The sequence below is a fragment of the Polaribacter sp. 2305UL8-11 genome (assembly GCF_058147165.1).
The window spans coordinates 88,129-104,880 of the sequence record NZ_JBYVJW010000011.1; the positions used below are offsets into that span (position 1 = coordinate 88,129).

At 30.2% G+C, this 16,752-nt stretch carries 14 protein-coding genes; 7 read left to right on the forward strand and 7 right to left on the reverse strand.

All coding sequences use genetic code 11. The annotated features are described in order from the left end of the window. Positions 1-10 precede the first annotated feature (10 nt). Positions 11-1,636, forward strand: coding sequence for an L-glutamate gamma-semialdehyde dehydrogenase (gene pruA, locus ACY2RW_RS11215; protein WP_490122821.1), 1,626 nt, complete (start codon positions 11-13; stop codon positions 1,634-1,636). Between the two features lie 174 nt (positions 1,637-1,810). Here pruA and ACY2RW_RS11220 read toward each other — a convergent pair whose 3' ends face one another. Further along, positions 1,811-5,134 (reverse strand): zinc-dependent metalloprotease, encoded by a 3,324-nt coding sequence (locus ACY2RW_RS11220; RefSeq protein WP_490122822.1) that lies wholly within the window; start codon positions 5,132-5,134, stop codon positions 1,811-1,813. A gap of 70 nt (positions 5,135-5,204) precedes the next feature. Between ACY2RW_RS11220 and lipB the strand changes: the two genes are divergently transcribed. Further along, positions 5,205-5,906 (forward strand): lipoyl(octanoyl) transferase LipB, encoded by a 702-nt coding sequence (gene lipB, locus ACY2RW_RS11225; protein WP_490122823.1) that lies wholly within the window; start codon positions 5,205-5,207, stop codon positions 5,904-5,906. Between the two features lie 53 nt (positions 5,907-5,959). Here the strand turns inward: lipB and ACY2RW_RS11230 are convergent, their stop codons facing one another. Then, positions 5,960-7,012: a nucleoid-associated protein gene (locus tag ACY2RW_RS11230; RefSeq protein ID WP_490122870.1), complete on the reverse strand. Its 1,053-nt coding sequence runs from the start codon at positions 7,010-7,012 to the stop codon at positions 5,960-5,962. Between the two features lie 214 nt (positions 7,013-7,226). After that, positions 7,227-7,826: a ribonuclease HII gene (gene rnhB / locus ACY2RW_RS11235; protein WP_490122824.1), complete on the reverse strand. Its 600-nt coding sequence runs from the start codon at positions 7,824-7,826 to the stop codon at positions 7,227-7,229. 127 nt (positions 7,827-7,953) lie between these two features. Here rnhB and ACY2RW_RS11240 point away from each other — a divergent pair, with 127 nt between their 5' ends. Then, a complete protein-coding gene (locus tag ACY2RW_RS11240; protein WP_490122825.1) occupies positions 7,954-9,912 on the forward strand; it encodes a putative porin in 1,959 nt (652 codons plus the stop codon). Between the two features lie 45 nt (positions 9,913-9,957). After that, positions 9,958-10,203: a hypothetical protein gene (locus tag ACY2RW_RS11245; protein ID WP_490122826.1), complete on the forward strand. Its 246-nt coding sequence runs from the start codon at positions 9,958-9,960 to the stop codon at positions 10,201-10,203. Positions 10,204-10,227: 24 nt separating this feature from the next. Here the strand turns inward: ACY2RW_RS11245 and ACY2RW_RS11250 are convergent, their stop codons facing one another. From ACY2RW_RS11250 to ACY2RW_RS11260, 3 genes are all read right to left on the reverse strand, one after another. After that, the gene (locus ACY2RW_RS11250) at positions 10,228-10,956 is read right to left on the reverse strand and encodes a phosphatase PAP2 family protein (protein ID WP_490122827.1); all 729 of its coding nucleotides are present in this window, start codon (positions 10,954-10,956) and stop codon (positions 10,228-10,230) included. Between the two features lie 70 nt (positions 10,957-11,026). After that, on the reverse strand, positions 11,027-11,485 hold the full coding sequence (locus ACY2RW_RS11255; protein ID WP_490122828.1) for a GNAT family N-acetyltransferase: 459 nt from the start codon (positions 11,483-11,485) through the stop codon (positions 11,027-11,029). After that, on the reverse strand, positions 11,485-12,951 hold the full coding sequence (locus tag ACY2RW_RS11260) for a Na+/H+ antiporter NhaC family protein (protein ID WP_490122829.1): 1,467 nt from the start codon (positions 12,949-12,951) through the stop codon (positions 11,485-11,487). The genes ACY2RW_RS11255 and ACY2RW_RS11260 overlap by 1 nt, the downstream gene beginning before the upstream one ends. 79 nt (positions 12,952-13,030) lie before the next feature. On the opposite strand from ACY2RW_RS11260, the gene ACY2RW_RS11265 reads away from it, so the two are divergent. After that, on the forward strand, positions 13,031-14,053 hold the full coding sequence (locus ACY2RW_RS11265) for a metal-dependent hydrolase (RefSeq protein ID WP_490122830.1): 1,023 nt from the start codon (positions 13,031-13,033) through the stop codon (positions 14,051-14,053). A 102-nt stretch (positions 14,054-14,155) separates the two neighbouring features. On the opposite strand, the gene ACY2RW_RS11270 is transcribed toward ACY2RW_RS11265, so the two are convergent. After that, positions 14,156-15,355, reverse strand: a complete 1,200-nt coding sequence (locus ACY2RW_RS11270) for an aminotransferase class I/II-fold pyridoxal phosphate-dependent enzyme (RefSeq protein ID WP_490122831.1) — start codon at positions 15,353-15,355, stop codon at positions 14,156-14,158. Positions 15,356-15,509: 154 nt separating this feature from the next. Between ACY2RW_RS11270 and ACY2RW_RS11275 the strand changes: the two genes are divergently transcribed. Further along, complete coding sequence (locus ACY2RW_RS11275) at positions 15,510-15,968, forward strand: Lrp/AsnC family transcriptional regulator (protein WP_490122832.1); 459 nt, start codon at positions 15,510-15,512, stop codon at positions 15,966-15,968. A gap of 2 nt (positions 15,969-15,970) precedes the next feature. Next, complete coding sequence (locus tag ACY2RW_RS11280) at positions 15,971-16,597, forward strand: CPBP family intramembrane glutamic endopeptidase (RefSeq protein WP_490122833.1); 627 nt, start codon at positions 15,971-15,973, stop codon at positions 16,595-16,597. Positions 16,598-16,752 lie beyond the last annotated feature (155 nt).

Sequence of the window (16,752 nt, forward strand, 5' to 3'; positions counted from 1 at the left end):
AACATACAAAATGGCAAGAGGATTTTTTAATGTTCCAGTGGCAGTTAACGAGCCTGTTAAAGGTTATGCTCCAGGATCTCCAGAAAGAGAAGAATTATTAGCAACCTACAAAAAAATGTTTAACAGCAATATTGATGTGCCTATGCATATTAATGGAGAAGAAGTTAGGACAGGTAATACTAAAAACATTACACCTCCTCATGACCATAAACATATTGTTGGTCAATACCATACTGCTGACAAAAGCCATGTAAATGAAGCAATTTCTACTGCTTTAGCTGCAAGAGAAGCTTGGTCTTCTGTTTCTTGGATGGAACGTGCTTCTATCTTTTTAAAAGCTGCAGAATTATTAGCAGGTCCTTACAGAGCAAAAATGAATGCTGCTACAATGATTGCACAATCTAAAAATGTACATCAAGCAGAAATTGATGCTGCTTGCGAAATGATTGACTTTTTTAGATTTAACGTGCAATATATGACTGATATTTTTAAAGATCAACCAGCATCTGCACCAGGAATTTGGAACAGAGTTGAGTACAGACCTTTAGAAGGTTTTGTATATGCAATTTCTCCTTTTAACTTTACTTCTATTGCTGCAAATTTACCAGCATCTGCTGCTTTAATGGGCAATGTTGTTGTTTGGAAACCTTCTGATCATCAAGCATATTCTGCACAAGTAATTGTAGATCTATTTAAAGAAGCTGGTTTACCAGATGGAGTTATAAATGTGGTTTACGGAGATCCAGTAATGATTTCTGATACAGTTTTAGCATCACCAGATTTCTCTGGATTGCATTTTACAGGTTCTACTCACGTTTTCAAAAACTTATGGAAACAAATAGGAAACAACATACACAATTACAAAACATACCCAAGAATTGTTGGAGAAACTGGTGGAAAAGATTTTATCTGGGCTCACAACTCTGCAAACCCATTACAAGTTGCTACAGCAATAACAAGAGGTGCTTTTGAATATCAAGGTCAGAAATGTTCTGCTGCATCTCGTTCTTATATTCCTAAATCTATTTGGGCAGATGTTAGAAAACATTTAGAAAAGCAAACATCAGAATTAAAAATGGGTTCTCCAGAAGATCCAAGTAACTTTGTAAATGCGGTTATTCATGAAGGTTCTTTTGATAAAATTGCAAAATATATTGATGCTGCTAAAGCTGATAAAGATGCAGAAATAATTATTGGTGGTAATCACGACAAATCTGTTGGATATTTTATTGAACCAACAGTTATTCTTAGTAATTCTCCTAAATATGCAACTATGTGCACAGAGTTATTTGGTCCAGTTATGACTGTTTATGTCTACGAAGATGCAGAATGGGAAGCTTCATTAAAATTAGTAGACGAATCTACTGAATATGCTTTAACTGGAGCTATTTTTTCTACAGATAGATATATTGTAGAAAAAGCTTCTAAAGCTTTAGAAAACGCAGCAGGAAACTTTTATATTAATGATAAACCAACAGGAGCAGTTGTTGGCCAGCAACCATTTGGAGGAGCTAGAGCTTCTGGAACAAATGACAAAGCTGGTTCTGCGCAAAACTTATTAAGATGGACATCTGTTAGGTTAATTAAAGAAACTTTTGTAACTCCACAAGATTATAAATATCCTTTTTTAGGATAAGATTATAGTTCTTATTTCATAAAAAAAGGCTGTCTAAAAAGTAGTTAAGTATGTCAAACTGAGCTTGTCGAAGTTTTATAATTCATTGATTATCAATCATATTTCGACAAGCTCAATATGACAAATAGTTAATTTCTTGACTTTTCAGACAGCCTCTTTTATTTATAAAAACTTTTACTTTAAAATTAATTTTCTGGTAACTTGTTTTCCATCATTATTAATCTTTAAAAGATATAAACCTGCAGAAGCTTTATCAAAAAAGATTTTTTCTGAGAAATTTACTTTTGTGTTATTATATTTTTTTTCGTCAATTAATCTTCCTCTAACATCAAATAACTGAACTGTAACTTTATCTGTATTTTTTACTTGTAAACTTAGTGTAAATTCTCCTTTAGTAGGGTTTGGATATAAGTTAAAACCATCAAAAGCGACATCTTTAATAGATGCAGGATTGTCTACTACAATTGTATAATCTTCAGTCTCCCCCCATTCAGATTGGTGATCTGTATCACAAGGACCTGTTCCATTTGGAGCTCCATCACCATAATACTCTATAATAACTCTCATTCCTGTACTACCAAATTTAGCATCTGTTGGTATGGGTATGGTTAAAGTAGAAGTAGCAACTTCTGTTACTCCATTAGCTGGATTACTATCAACTTTATTTCCTAAATCATACCTTTCATTGGTGGTATTAAATACCAAATCTTGATTCCAATCTATAAACACATAGCAATGGTCTCTGTAATCTCCAGTATTGAAACTAACGCTAATTTGATGAGAATCTCCTCTTTTAACGTTGGTACTAATTGATGAAAAATTTTGATATCCATCTACAGTATCATTTCCAGAATTATTATTTATTGTGTTAAAAGTAACATTTGTAATATGTTCTGTACCATTTGCTTCATCTGTAAATGTTGATGTACAATAAGGTGCACTTGTGCTAAAACTAAAAGTGTTAGAAAAAGTACCTTCTCCACAACTATTTTTTGGTTTTACATGCCAAAAATAGGTTTTATTTCCTTGAAGCGAAATAATGCTATATGCGTTTGTAGTTACATTACCATTCGAAACAATATTTGTAAAATTAAAATCTGTTGCAACTTCTACATCATAAGAAGATGCATTCGCATCTAAAACCCATTCCAAATTATTTTTTAAACTGTAACCTGTACTACCATTTGTAGGTGCTGTTAACACAACCTGATTAAAAGTATTGTTGGTAATATTTAAATTTACATCTATATTACTATTGATTGATGCTGAAGTTCCTTTTACATTTATTGTGTAAGCTTTTGAAGTTTTTCCATTAAAATTACTCACTTTCATGGTTACATTTCCATCAGCATTTAAAGAAGTTGGACTAAAGGTAACATTGGCTCCATTTAGTTCATTTGGTAAAGTTGCAGAAAGTGTTACATTTTCTGAAAAACCGTTTACAAAATCTAAATTTAACATAAAATTTGCTTCTTCATTTCCAGAATTACAAGCAAACTGTGTGCCACTTGTATTTGATAAAACAAAGGTTGGTGATGTAGATTGTATTGTAAAATTACCTGAATTAACGTTGTAAAATATATTATCTGCAGCTTCTACCATAACTCTAGCTTGTGCAGATATATTATTTGGAACTATAAAAGATTCGCTTCCATCATTTGGTGTATTCGATTTTAAAATAATGGGAAATGTAAGCCCTCCATCTAAAGATAATTTTAAATTTACATTTGCACAATTTATTGGTGCAGTGTCTGTTGTTCCTTTATTCCAAGAAATTGTTTGTGTTGTTCCTACATTCCAAATTACAGCAGTATTAGGTGAAGATACTGTAAAAGGAGTTGCATCTACTACAGTAACACGCATATCATCTCTTGAGGTTGCTCCTCCATTAACATTATTATCTCTAACTGTTAATGCAAAATCCATATTTCTAGCAATAGATGGTAATACCTCCCAAGTTGTAGCAGTATTTCCTCCTACAACAGTAGCTAAGGTAGGCATGTATCTATCTGAAACTGTTTTTGATGGTAAAGACCTAAACATTGGCCCACCTGTATTTGTAGCTAATGGCGCCATTGTAGCTATTTCTGTATCTACTTGCTCCCAATTATAAGTTAACGAGTTAGGATTATTAGTGTCTGTAGCTACACCTTTTAATACAAATGGAGTAGATTTAGGAATGGTATAATCTGAACCTGCATTTACAACTGGAGCAGGATTTACAGCTCCTGTTAAACTAACACAAGTAGCAAAATTAGTTACATAATTTTTTATTTGTGTAATACTAACTGTATGAAAATAATCATCACTATTACTTTGAACATTTGGTGAGCAAATTCCTGCATAAGCCATAATTGTAGAACCACTACCTGGCTCTACTGCTGTAGAATTTGTTCTTTGCCCTCCACAAGAATTATTATAGGTATGTGTTGCTCCAAATTGATGCCCAATTTCATGTGCAACAAAATCAATATCAAAAGCATCACCCACTGGCACTACTCTACCTGTTACTCCTCTTGCTTTTTGTGACGTTCTACAAACTGATTCAAAAATGGCAACCCCAGCATTGTCTCCTGTACTAAAAACATGACCAATATCGTAATTTGCAGTACCAATTTTAGTGTCTATAACAGATTGAATTTCGTCTATTAAAGTTCCTTCATTGCTATTGGTTAAATTATCTGTTGTACCATCTAAAAAAATAATCTTGTCATTTGTGGCAATAATCTTTAATTTTATTGACAAATCTTTTTCAAAAACTTTATTTACCCTTGTAATTGAGGTATTCATTGCAGATAATACAGCCGCTTTTTTTACTGCATCAGTAGCAGAATTAGAAACTCCTTGTCTTGTTAAATGAAACTGTGCATACTCTCCTGTACATGCTAATGCTAAATCAAATTCTCTTAATTGCACATCGTCTGCTGCTGCATTTTTAAATTGAGGAAGTCTCGAAGCTGTTTTTGCTTCATTAACCATACACTCAAAATCCTTATTTTGCGAATCTAAATCTGATCTTTTATAAGCTATATATTCTTTTTTATCTTTTGTATATGGGTCTATATAGAGTGTTCCATTTTTAGCTGTTTGTACTACTGCATGAAAACCATCTGTACCAATACTTATCCTTGCAGAAGAGTTTGGGTTATCTACACCAACTGCTGCATAAGATTTAATCATCGGAAATTTTTTTGCCAATTCTTTATCTAAAGTAAATATTTCTTTAAGTTGATATTTTAGAAAATTACCATTGCCATCTGGTAACTCTATAATTGCCTCTCGCTTTGTAAATTGTAAATTAATAGATTTTTGTAAAGATTGATTGTTTAATGTTAAAACATCATATTTCTTAGCAGTAATTTTGTTAACTAACTTCTTCTTACTTTGAAATTGAACAGTTCTTTCATCAACCTGTTTCCAAATTTTTTGACCAAATGAACTCTTGATGTTTATAAAAAACAATACAAGAACTAAAGCAAGGGGTAATTTAATTTTCATTATAGTATAATTTAAAATAGCTTTTTAATATCCAAATATAAGGAAATAATTATCTTTGTAATCACATATTATGAATAGAAAAATATTCTTAAAAGACTTATCTGTAAAAGATTACAAAGAAACCTGGGATTATCAAACCCAATTACTTCAAGAAACTGTTGATGTAAAAATTGATAATCGAAGAAACAACAACAAAAAAGATACCAAAAATCATTTTTTATTTGTAGAGCATCCTCATGTATATACTTTAGGAAAAAGTGGTGATTTGAGTAATTTATTGTTAAGTGAAAAACAACTTGCAGAAAAAGGTGCTACTTTTTATAAAATAAATCGTGGTGGAGACATTACTTATCATGGACCTGGACAAATTGTGGGGTATCCAATTTTAGATTTAGAAAATTTCTTTACAGACATTCATAAATACTTACGTTTGCTAGAAGAAACCATTATTTTAACCATTGCTGAATACGGAATTAAAGGCACAAGAAGCGAAGGTGAAACTGGTGTTTGGTTAGATGTTGGTACACCTTTTGCTCGTAAAATTTGTGCTATGGGAATTCGTTCTTCACGTTGGGTAACTATGCATGGTTTTGCTTTAAATGCTAATGTAGATTTAGGGTATTTTGACAATATTATTCCTTGTGGAATTCGTGGAAAAGCTGTAACTTCTATGGAAGCTGAATTGAATCAAAAAGTTGATTTAGAGGAAGTGAAAGGTAAAATATTAAAGCATTTTAAGGTTTTGTTTGAGGTTGATGAGTTTTTAAAATAGAGATTTCTCGACTTCATTTCATTCCCCTCGAAATGACAAAATAATATTTTTAATTACTTCTCTTCATTAAAATACACTTTGTAGTATTTCATTTTCTTTTCTTCATCATAACCTCTTTCTAAATATTCTGAAGCAGCTTCTGGAGCATCTACATCTAATTTTATATTGATGTTGGTATCTAACTTTATTTCTGTTTTTAGTTTGCTTTTTTCTTTCTTTAGAACTACCCCAGAAACATCAAAATTATTTCTGATTAAAACATCATTTAAAGTTTCGTAATGTTTTTTGTAATCATCAAAAAGTGCTTTGTGTTTATCTTCTTCAAAAACCTCATCTTTAAAATTATGATAATCTACTGCTTCATGTTCTTTAAAATAATCTACAGTATTGGCTAAAAAATTACCTTGTTGTTGCATGCCTAATTCTGGCTTAATTACTTCTTCAGAGAATTCTTTACACATTTCTAAATAACTCTGAGTGTGCGAATTATAATCATCAGCTAATTTTACAGAAAGGAAATTTTTAATCCAATATTGTGCATCGTAATTGTTATTATCTACAGAAAAAACAACTGTGCCTTCTGTGTCTGAAGTATTTAAAATTAAACAGCCTTTGTCTATTTTTTTAGTTGATATCCCTTTTTGAACTACAACATCCCAACTTTCATTATCGTCTAAATAAGTTTGGAAAAAATCTACTTTATTTTCTATTTTAAAAACACCTATTGCTTCTGTTAAAACATCTTTATACTCTAAACCTTCTATAAAAACCACAATTACATCACCTGTTTTTATTTGTGCAGAATTAGATTGTTCATACAAATGATTGACAATGTTTTTAGAGTATTCTATAAACGTAGCTTCTTCTTTAAAAACTTCTGATGCATAATTGTTAAGTTCATTTAAACGAACATCTGCATGATGAGAAAAACGATAACTTTGGGTTAAATTGCCAAATGGTTTTAACAAAAAGTTTTTCATTAAATCGTAACTTTCTTGGTCAAAACGAATTAAATCTTCAGAAAAAACATTTTGTCCGCTATTGAATTTATTGGCAACTTTGTGTAGAATACATTTGGTAATTTCTGCTCTTGTCTTTTTAATCATCATTTAGAATTTTGGAGCGTAAAAATAGTTGAAGTTTTTAAATAAACGAATTAGTTTATAAAATTAAAATGCTAAAAGTTCATAAAAAAGTTTAGCCCTGATTGAACGACCTGTTTGAGCTCTTTTTTATGCTGAAATAAATTCAGCATAAAAAAAGCGAGTACGATACTGAAACAAGTTCTGCACAAGAAGCAGGAAATAGCTTCTAAAAAAATTACAAATTCAATTTTAATTGTTCTGGTAAAAGCTTAAATGTTTTCCTATGGTATTTTGTTGCACCAAATTGTCTAATTCCATTTCTGTGTTCTTTGGTTGGATAGCCTTTGTTTTTAAGCCAATTATACATAGGAAATTCTTTATGAATCTGAGCCATATACTCATCTCTGTAAGTTTTTGCTAAAACAGATGCTGCTGCTATACTTAGGTATTTTGCATCTCCTTTTACAATGGTTTCGTGCGGAATTTCTTTATAATTTTTAAATTTATTACCATCTACAATAATAAATTCTGGTGGTATTCTTAGTTTTTCTATAGAACGATGCATTCCTGTAATAGAAGCTTGTAAAACGTTTATTTGATCTACTTCTTCTTGCCACACAAAAGACACACCAAATGCAATTGCATTTTCTTCTATATAGGGTCTTAACTCATCTCTTCTCTTTTTTGAGAGTTGCTTAGAATCATTTAAAAAAGGGTGCGAAAAATCTTTGGGCAAAATTACTGCTGCAGCAACAACTGGCCCAGATAAACAACCTCTACCAGCTTCATCTGTACCTGCTTCTAAAAGAAAGCCACTATAATTAGATGCTAACATTTTACAAAGAAAAGAAATCTTTTTCTTTTTGATTAATAATCATATTTTATAATTAACAATTTTCAGCATAATTATTAACAACAATTTTCGTTTAATTATTTTACATTTGCCTTTGTAGAAATCTACTATGAATAAACAAGTATTTTTATTTTTAATTCTTTTTCTTACAGGAATACACACCATATTTTCTCAAAGAATTACGGGTCAAGGAGATGTAGAGACATTATCTGGAATTAAAAATGATTCTCTAGGAAATTCTGGAGAAATTAATGTAAAATTATCTGGTAAGACCAAATATACAGATTATAAAGTATTTTCTCATAAAAGAGATACAAGCTATATAGACACTACACTTACTTTAAAAAAAGATTACAAATTTAATTACTTAAGAAAAGATAATTTTGAGCTTTTACCTTTCCACAATCAAGGACAAACCTTTAATAATTTAGGATATAGCTTTGATAACCTTCATATTTTACCTGAATTTGGTTTTACTGCAAAGCAAGTTAGTTATTTGGATGTAGAAGATATAAAGTATTTTGAAGTACCTACACCAACCACAGAAATTTTATACAGAACTGGTTTGCAACAAGGCCAAGTTTTAGATGCTATATTTACCTTGAATTTTTCAAGAAGGTTTAATGTATCTTTATCATACAAAGGAATTCGATCTTTGGGTGCTTACAGAAGATCTTTAGTAAGTAATGGTAATTTTAGAGGTACTTTTACCTATAGAACTAAAGAAAACCAATATGAAATTCGTGGTCATTTAACCACACAAGATTTCTTTCATCAAGAAAGTGGTGGTTTGGATGCAAATTCTTTAAATAATTTTATTTCTGATGATAGCAACTTTCAAAACAGAGCACGTTTAGATGTTAATTTAACGGATGCAGAAAATCAGTTTGATGGTACTAGAGTTTATGTAGAACACAGTTACAAGCTCTTGTCTAGTAAAGATAGCACCAATGCAAAAGATTTTTCTAATTTAAAAATTGGACATGTACTTACTAATGAGAACAAATCTTACAATTTTACACAACCTAGTAACTCTACTTTTTTTGGAACTGCAAATGACTCTGGTGCAAGCAATACAGATGCAATCTATAAGATTACAAATAACGAAGTAAATCTTGAATTTAACTCTAAATATGTTTTAGGTAAATTTAAAGCTAAAATGAATTTGACTAGTTATTCTTATGGTTATGATACTATTTTGAATAGTAATAGTAGCATTAATAAAATTAAGTTAGAAGGAAATGCAATTTCTTTGGGTGCAGATTGGAACGCAAAAATTAAAAACTTTCAACTAAATGCCACAGGAAATTTAACGCCTGGAAGTAGCAGACTTTCTGGTAACTTTTTAAAAGGTGAAGCTAAATATGAAAAAGACAGTATTTTCTCTGTAAAGAGTAGCTTGTTAATTAGCTCTAAATCTGCAAATTTCAATACAGTGTTACATCAAAGTAAATTTGATAATTATAATTGGCAAAACGATTCTTTTAGCAATGTAAACACAAGAGATTTAGGTTTTGCACTTGAATCTAAATGGTTAAATGGTTCTCTAAATTTCACCAATATAGATAATTACACGTATTTTGATGAAAACAGCAAACCCCAGCAATTTGCAAATCAAATTACCTATTTAAAGGTAAAAGCAAATCGTGAGTTTCGTTATAAAAAATTTGCTTTAGACAATACACTAATGTACCAAAATGTAAGTAGTGGAAGTTCTGTTTTTAGAGTTCCAGAATTTGTAACTAGAAATACATTGTATTACACAGATTATTGGTTTAAAGGAAAACCAATGCTGGTAAATATTGGGATTACATTTAAGTATTTTACAAAATACAATGCCAATGCTTACGACCCTTTACTGTCTGAATTTAGAATACAAAACACAGAACAAATTGGGTTTCCAACTTTTGATGTTTTTTTTAATGCACAAGTGCGAAGAACACGTTTATATTTAAAAGTTGATAATGCTACTTCTAGTTTTTCTAAAAAGAACTATTTTTCTGCACCCAACTATCCTTATAGAGATTTTACAGTAAGATTTGGTTTGGTTTGGAATTGGTTTATTTAGCCAAAATATGGTAAGTAAATAAGTGTTTTTATTTTAACAGAAATAATGAAAAATCAACTTAAAAAGAATTGGAAACTTTTTTTAATAGCCAGTTTAACTTTAGGTTTAGCGCCTTTTAATCCACCACATATTGTTGGTAAAATAAAATGGATTTTAGGCGGAAACGCTTTCGCAACCGAAAATGGAATGAAATCTGCAGATTGGTTTGATGTCTTTCTGCATGGAACTCCTTGGATATTATTTTTAGTCTCTCTTATATTAAATCTTTTTCCTTCTAAAATAAAAAAGTAAAACTTACTAATCTTAATTTATAAGTTAGGTATTTGGATCGCTTTTAAACACTTTAAAAAGATTTAATAATAAAACACAAAAAATTACCCAAACAAAGCCAGCAATAAATCCTCCTAAAATATCGGATGGAAAATGTACCCCTAAGTAAATTCTACTTATACCAATACTTAAAATTAAAAAAACTAAAAATGTTATTAAAGCCAATTTAAAAAGTTTACGCATTTTAAAAGTAGCAATTAAATAGATTAGAAAGCCATAAAAAGCCATTGCTGTCATTGCATGTCCACTTGGATAACTTAATGTTTCTACTGTTACCAAATGCTCTAAATTGGGTCTAGCTCTATTCACAATTTGTTTTAGTATTAAGTTAGAACTTAATGCCAAAAGCAATATTAGTGTTAATTGTCCAGCATATTTCCATCTCTTAAAAATTAAATAAAATAGCACTGAACAAAAAGAAAATACAATAAGGTAACCCAAAGCATCTCCAACTTCTGTTACAAAAGTAAAGTAGTTGGTTAAAGAAGAGTTTCTATAAGAAATAATATATTCTGAAACAGTTGTATCAAAACTTGCTAATATATCTGTTTGAAGACTTTCTGTAAGCTCTACAAAAATCTTTACACCAGAAATAACAACAACTACAGCAATAACAATTGCTATAATGTATGGCAATTTATAATCATATTTGTTGAGTTTTTTAGACAGAAAACCTCTAAATCCGTCAATAATTAGTTTAACTTCTTTTTCCATAGTCTAATAAATATTGAAAAAATGAAATATAATTTGATAGAAATTTCTTGTAAACCATTAAAAGCTATAACTACATATTTTCAACAATTTCAAACTCCATTTCTGGTAAAAATCTTCCTTTAACAGAACTTTCTCTTCTTCCTATAACTTTAAAACCATGTTTTGCGTAAAATGCCTCTGCATTTGGGTCTGACAATACATTTAGAATTGCAGAAGAGCCTTCAGTACAATACTCTATTGCATGATTTAATAATTGTTTTCCAATTCCTTTTTTTATGAATTTAGGAGACACAAACAAGAATTCTAAAAAACTGGTTCTAATATTGGCTCTATTTAAAATGTAAAATCCAGCAATTTCTGAGTCTACAATATATTTATAAATATTCCAGTCTTCGAACATTTTTGGTGTAATGGTTAAATCTTCTCGCCAATTTTCTAGTTGTGCATCAGAATAACCCCAAAAAGCTTTCGATTTTATTGCAATTTCTGTGAGTACTTTATTATCAGGTATTTGTGCTTTAACAATCATTACTTTTTTACCAATTCTCTTATTTTAATTCTAAAGGCCGCAAAAAGTAATGTTGTAAATGGGGATAACCAATTAAAAATGGCATACAAAAAATATTCTCCTACACCAACACCTAAAACTCCAGATTGGTAGGCTCCACAAGTATTCCAAGGAATTAAAACCGAAGTTACTGTACCAGAATCTTCTAAGGTCCTACTTAAATTTTCTGGTGCTAAACCTCTATCTTCATAAGCTTTTTTAAACATTTTTCCAGGAATAACCAATGCCAAATACTGGTCTGAAGCAATTACATTTAACCCTAAGCAACTAACAACAGTACTTGCAAATAAACCGAATATAGAAGTTGCAATAGACAATAACGCTTTTGTTATTTTTGCTAATGCACCTATTGCATCCATAACACCTCCAAAAACCATTGCACAGACTATTAAAAAGATGGTCCAGAGCATTCCCAAAATTCCACCAGAACTAAATAGTTCTGTTAACTTATCATTATCTGTTTGAATTTGTGTGTCTGTCCAAACTGAGGTTAAAACAGACCCAAATTTAGAATCTGACAGCGCATTTAATACATCCGCCTGAAAAATAAAAGCAAAAATCGCTGCTAAAACAACTCCAGTTCCTAAAGCAATTAATGGTTTAGTTTTTAACAATATCATAGCAATTACAACTCCTGGGACTAAAAATAACCAAGGAGAAATATGAAATGTACCTTTTATAGAGGTTAATAAATTACTTACATCTGCACTACCAGTTGTATCTATTGTTCCACTTAAAATTGAAAAAACAATTAATGTTACTAAAATTGTGGGCACAGTTGTATAAGCCATATATTTTATATGCGTAAACAAATCTGTACCAGCCATTGCTGGTGCCAAATTTGTGGTATCTGAAAGTGGTGACATTTTATCTCCAAAATAGGCTCCAGAAATTACTGCTCCTGCAATCATTCCTGTTGGTATTCCTAAAGCGCTACCTATACCAACTAAAGCAATACCCACAGTTGCAGAAGTGGTCCAAGAACTTCCTGTTGCAATCGAAATTATGGCAGCAATAATTACTGATGCTGGTAAAAATATTTCTGGACTTAATACTTGCAATCCATAATAAACCATTGCTGGAATAATACCACTAACTAGCCAAGTTCCTGCTAAAGCACCAACCAATAATAAAATCATAATAGGTACAAAAACACTTTTCCAGTTTTCCCAAACTTCTGCAATCATAGATCCTAAAGAAACTTTATTAAAAAAACCTACAGCTGCTGCAGCTACACCTCCAATTAATAAGATATATTGATTTGAATAATCTCCTAACCAAGCACCATCAGCATAAAAAATATTATAAGCTAATAGTCCCATTAAAAGTATAACAGGAATCATTGCTTCCCAAATATTTAACTCTTTATTGTCTATAATTTTTTGATCTTCTATTTGTATTTCCGAAAGATTTTTTTCGTCTTGCATTCTTTATATTTTGGTCTTGTAATGTTACGATTTTACAAGAAGTTATGCAAATTGATTTGGTTACACTATTTTTACGTTTATGGATTCATTAACGCAAATTGTTTTAGGTGCTGCTTGTGGCGAAATTGTTCTTGGTAAAAAAATAGGGAATAAGGCTTTATTATTTGGTGCAATTGGAGGAACAATACCAGATTTAGATGTTTTTATCGGACGTTTTTTATACAGTAATGAAATACAAGCAATGGCTTTTCATAGAGGTTTTATGCACTCAATTCTCTTTGCAATTCTTGGAGCTTTTCTCTTTGGATGGATTACTTATAAACTTTATAATTCTGGAAAGAGAAAAGATACCACATCTCAAAAAGATTGGATTTGGCTCTACTTTTTATCCATATTTACACATCCTTTATTAGATTGTTTTACACCTTATGGAACGCAATTATTTGCTCCTTTTTCGGATTACAGAGTTGCTTTTAATAACATTTCTGTAGCTGACCCTTTTTACACAGTTCCGTTTTTAGTGTGTTTGATTATTCTGATGTTTTTTAACAGAAAAAGAACCCAAAGAACTTGGTGGTTAAAAGCAGGAATTTACATCAGTTCTGCATATATGGTTTTTACAATTGTAAATAAAATCTATATGGATGCTGTATTTAAAAAATCTTTTGAAAAAGCAAATATTGCTTATCAACGGTTTTCTGCACAACCTACAATTCTAAACAATATTTTGTGGTATGCAGTTGCAGAAACAGAAATACAATATCATTTAACTTTTTACTCTCTTTTTGATAAAAGCGCTACAGCAAATAAAATTATTACCATTGATAAAAATCACGATTTGATTGATATGAGTGATAAAAATTTACAAACGCTTACTTGGTTTAGCAATAACTATTTCAATATCTCTAAAAAAGAAAAAGTGGGTACATATAAATACACGGATTTGCGTTACCCAATGTTAAATCCTGAAGATGCAAATACATCTGTTTTTAACTTTACTATTTTCTTTGAAAATAATGAATGGGACATTTTACCTTTTGATGGAAATCCGCCAAATAAAGAAGATTTTGGGAAGTTTATTGAGCGTTTAAAAGGGATTTAGTAAGTATGTCATTTCGACCTTGTGGAGAAATCTAAAAAAGAGATTTTTCGACTCCATTTCATTTCGCTCAAAATGACAAACTCCTAGCTTCAAGCTTTTAAACTATAAAACTCCAACCTCAATCATACATTTTCTCATCATTTGATAAGTTCGTTTAATATCGTTATCTAAACCTATTGAAAATCTGATTAATCCATCACTTAAACCCATTTCCTTTTGTTCATCTTCTGGAATTTCTGATGATGTAGAACTTCCAGGAGCAGAAAATAATGTCTTGTAAAAACCTAAGCTAACTGCTAAATAACCCAAATTTTTGTGTTGCATTAACTCCATTAATTCGTTGGCTTTTTCTAAAGAACCTACATCAATGGTTAACATTCCTCCAAAACCATATTCTGTATTCATCATACTTTTAAAAAGCTCGTGAGAAGGATGAGAAGTCAAACCTGGATAGACAGTTTTTAATCCATCAGCTTCAAATTTATCAGCTAAAAAAGCAGCGTTAAAACTATGTTGTTTCATTCTAATATGCAATGTTCTCATATTTTTTAAAACAGAGGCTGCTCTTAAACTATCCATTGTAGAACCTAATAACATACTTGCTCCATCATTTACATTTCGTAAATCGTTTATGAATTCTTGTGTGCCACAAACCACACCTCCAACAGTATCTGAAGAACCATTAATGAATTTTGTTAAACTATGACAAACAACATCTGCTCCTAATTTTGCTGGCGAAATTGACAATGGGGAAAAGGTATTATCTACCACTAATTTTAAATTGTGTTTTTTTGCTAACGCTGATAAACCAGCAATATCTGCAACTTCTAACAATGGATTACTTACTGACTCACAATATAAAATTTTGGTGTTTTCTGTGATTGCAGCTTCTACAACATCCAAATTTGTAATATCAACAAACGTAGTTTCTATACCTATTCTTGGAGTGAAATTTTTTAAGAAAGCATAGGTACCTCCATAAATAGTTCTGCTAGAAACGATATGATCTCCTGCACCACAAATTTGTAATAAAACTGGTGTAATTGCTCCCATTCCTGATGCTGCAACATTGGCGGTTTCTGTACCTTCCATAGCTGCCAAAGCTTCTCCTAAATATAAGTTTGATGGTGATGAATGACGAGAATATAAATAGCAGCCATCTGCATTCCCCTCAAAAGTATCGAACATTGTTTTTGCTGATAAAAAAGTATACGTAGATGAATCTGAAATGGATGGATTTACGCCTCCAAATTCGCCAAAATATTGTAAATCTTGAATTGCATCTGCTGGATTGAATTTCATAATAGTAGTTTTTAACTTTGTACAAAGTGACAATTATTTAGAAAATATATCAATACAAATATTCTTATTTAGTTTATTTTTCTAAATTTGATTTTATATTTAGTTTTTAAAACTAATAAAAGTAATTTGAAATCCAATTTTTAGAAAATTTACAATGTTAGATTCTACAGACAAAAAACTCATCAATTTATTGCAAAATGACAGCAAACAAACCACCAAACAACTTTCGTTACAACTCAATTTATCTGTTACTGCTGTTTATGAGCGAATTAAAAAATTGGAAAATCAAAAAGTGATAGAGAAGTATGTGGCTATCATCAACAAAAATAAAATTGAGAAATCTTTTCTGGTTTTTTGTCATATAAAACTGATTCAACATTCTAAAGAATATGTTTCTACATTTGAGAGAGAAATCTTAAAACTAGAAGAAGTTTCTGAGTGTTTTCATGTAAGTGGAGACTACGATTATATCTTAAAAATCTATGTGAAAGATATGGATGAATATCGAGATTTTATGGTAACAAAATTAACAGCTATAAAATATATTGGTAGCACACATAGCACATTTGCTATTGAAGAAGTTAAAAATACAACAGCAATAAATTTATTTTAATAATGCAATCTACCAAATATAAACTTCTTGAACTTTTTGTTATTTTTATACTGATTCCTTTTAGTTTTTATTTCGAGTACGCTCCTATTGCTAAATTGATTATTGGAGTGCTGGGTTTTAACTATATTTTGTATATTTTATTAAAAATTGAAAAAGTAAAATTTATAATCAAAAAAGATATTGATTGGAAATATTTTTGGAAATCTACTCTTTTAAAACTACTTTTTATTGCCATTATAACCATTATTTTTGTTTGGTTTTCTGATAAAGAAAGTCTTTTTAATGTGGTTTTAAACAATCCTAAAAAATGGATTCTAATTCTACTGTTTTATTCGCTTTTTTCTGTATATCCACAAGAAATTATCTATAGAACTTTTTTCTTTAAACGATATGAAAATATTATTAACAATAAACAAGTTTTTGTATTTATAAATGCACTTTTATTTTCTTTAGCTCATTTGCTTTTTAAAAATACAATGGTGTTATTTCTTACATTTATTGGTGGGATTTTATTTGCGATTACCTATACCAAAACAAAATCTACTTTTTTAGTTTCTGTAGAACATGCTATTTATGGTTGCTGGTTATTTACAGTTGGTATGGGAAATATGTTAGGTTTTCCTTCTTAAAAATGTAAAAAAGAAGAGGCTGTCTAAAAAGTAGTTAAGTATGTCAAACTGAGCCTTTCGTCTTCGCTCAAGACAGGCTTTGTCAAAGTCTTATAACTCATTGATTATCAATTAAATTTCAACAAAATCAATATAACTAATAGTTAATTTTTTGA

Excerpts from the sequence above, each read along its gene's own strand:
- ACY2RW_RS11245 (WP_490122826.1), top strand. The coding sequence starts at position 9,958 with ATGAAAAATCAACTTAAAAAGAATTGGAAACTTTTTTTAATAGCCAGT.
- ACY2RW_RS11280 (WP_490122833.1), top strand. The coding sequence starts at position 15,971 with ATGCAATCTACCAAATATAAACTTCTTGAACTTTTTGTTATTTTTATA.
- ACY2RW_RS11265 (WP_490122830.1), top strand. The coding sequence starts at position 13,031 with ATGGATTCATTAACGCAAATTGTTTTAGGTGCTGCTTGTGGCGAAATT.
- ACY2RW_RS11250 (WP_490122827.1), bottom strand. The coding sequence starts at position 10,956 with ATGGAAAAAGAAGTTAAACTAATTATTGACGGATTTAGAGGTTTTCTG.
- ACY2RW_RS11260 (WP_490122829.1), bottom strand. The coding sequence starts at position 12,951 with ATGCAAGACGAAAAAAATCTTTCGGAAATACAAATAGAAGATCAAAAA.
- rnhB (WP_490122824.1), bottom strand. The coding sequence starts at position 7,826 with ATGTTAGCATCTAATTATAGTGGCTTTCTTTTAGAAGCAGGTACAGAT.
- ACY2RW_RS11220 (WP_490122822.1), bottom strand. The coding sequence starts at position 5,134 with ATGAAAATTAAATTACCCCTTGCTTTAGTTCTTGTATTGTTTTTTATA.
- ACY2RW_RS11255 (WP_490122828.1), bottom strand. The coding sequence starts at position 11,485 with ATGATTGTTAAAGCACAAATACCTGATAATAAAGTACTCACAGAAATT.
- lipB (WP_490122823.1), top strand. The coding sequence starts at position 5,205 with ATGAATAGAAAAATATTCTTAAAAGACTTATCTGTAAAAGATTACAAA.
- pruA (WP_490122821.1), top strand. The coding sequence starts at position 11 with ATGGCAAGAGGATTTTTTAATGTTCCAGTGGCAGTTAACGAGCCTGTT.
- ACY2RW_RS11240 (WP_490122825.1), top strand. The coding sequence starts at position 7,954 with ATGAATAAACAAGTATTTTTATTTTTAATTCTTTTTCTTACAGGAATA.
- ACY2RW_RS11270 (WP_490122831.1), bottom strand. The coding sequence starts at position 15,355 with ATGAAATTCAATCCAGCAGATGCAATTCAAGATTTACAATATTTTGGC.
- ACY2RW_RS11275 (WP_490122832.1), top strand. The coding sequence starts at position 15,510 with ATGTTAGATTCTACAGACAAAAAACTCATCAATTTATTGCAAAATGAC.
- ACY2RW_RS11230 (WP_490122870.1), bottom strand. The coding sequence starts at position 7,012 with ATGATTAAAAAGACAAGAGCAGAAATTACCAAATGTATTCTACACAAA.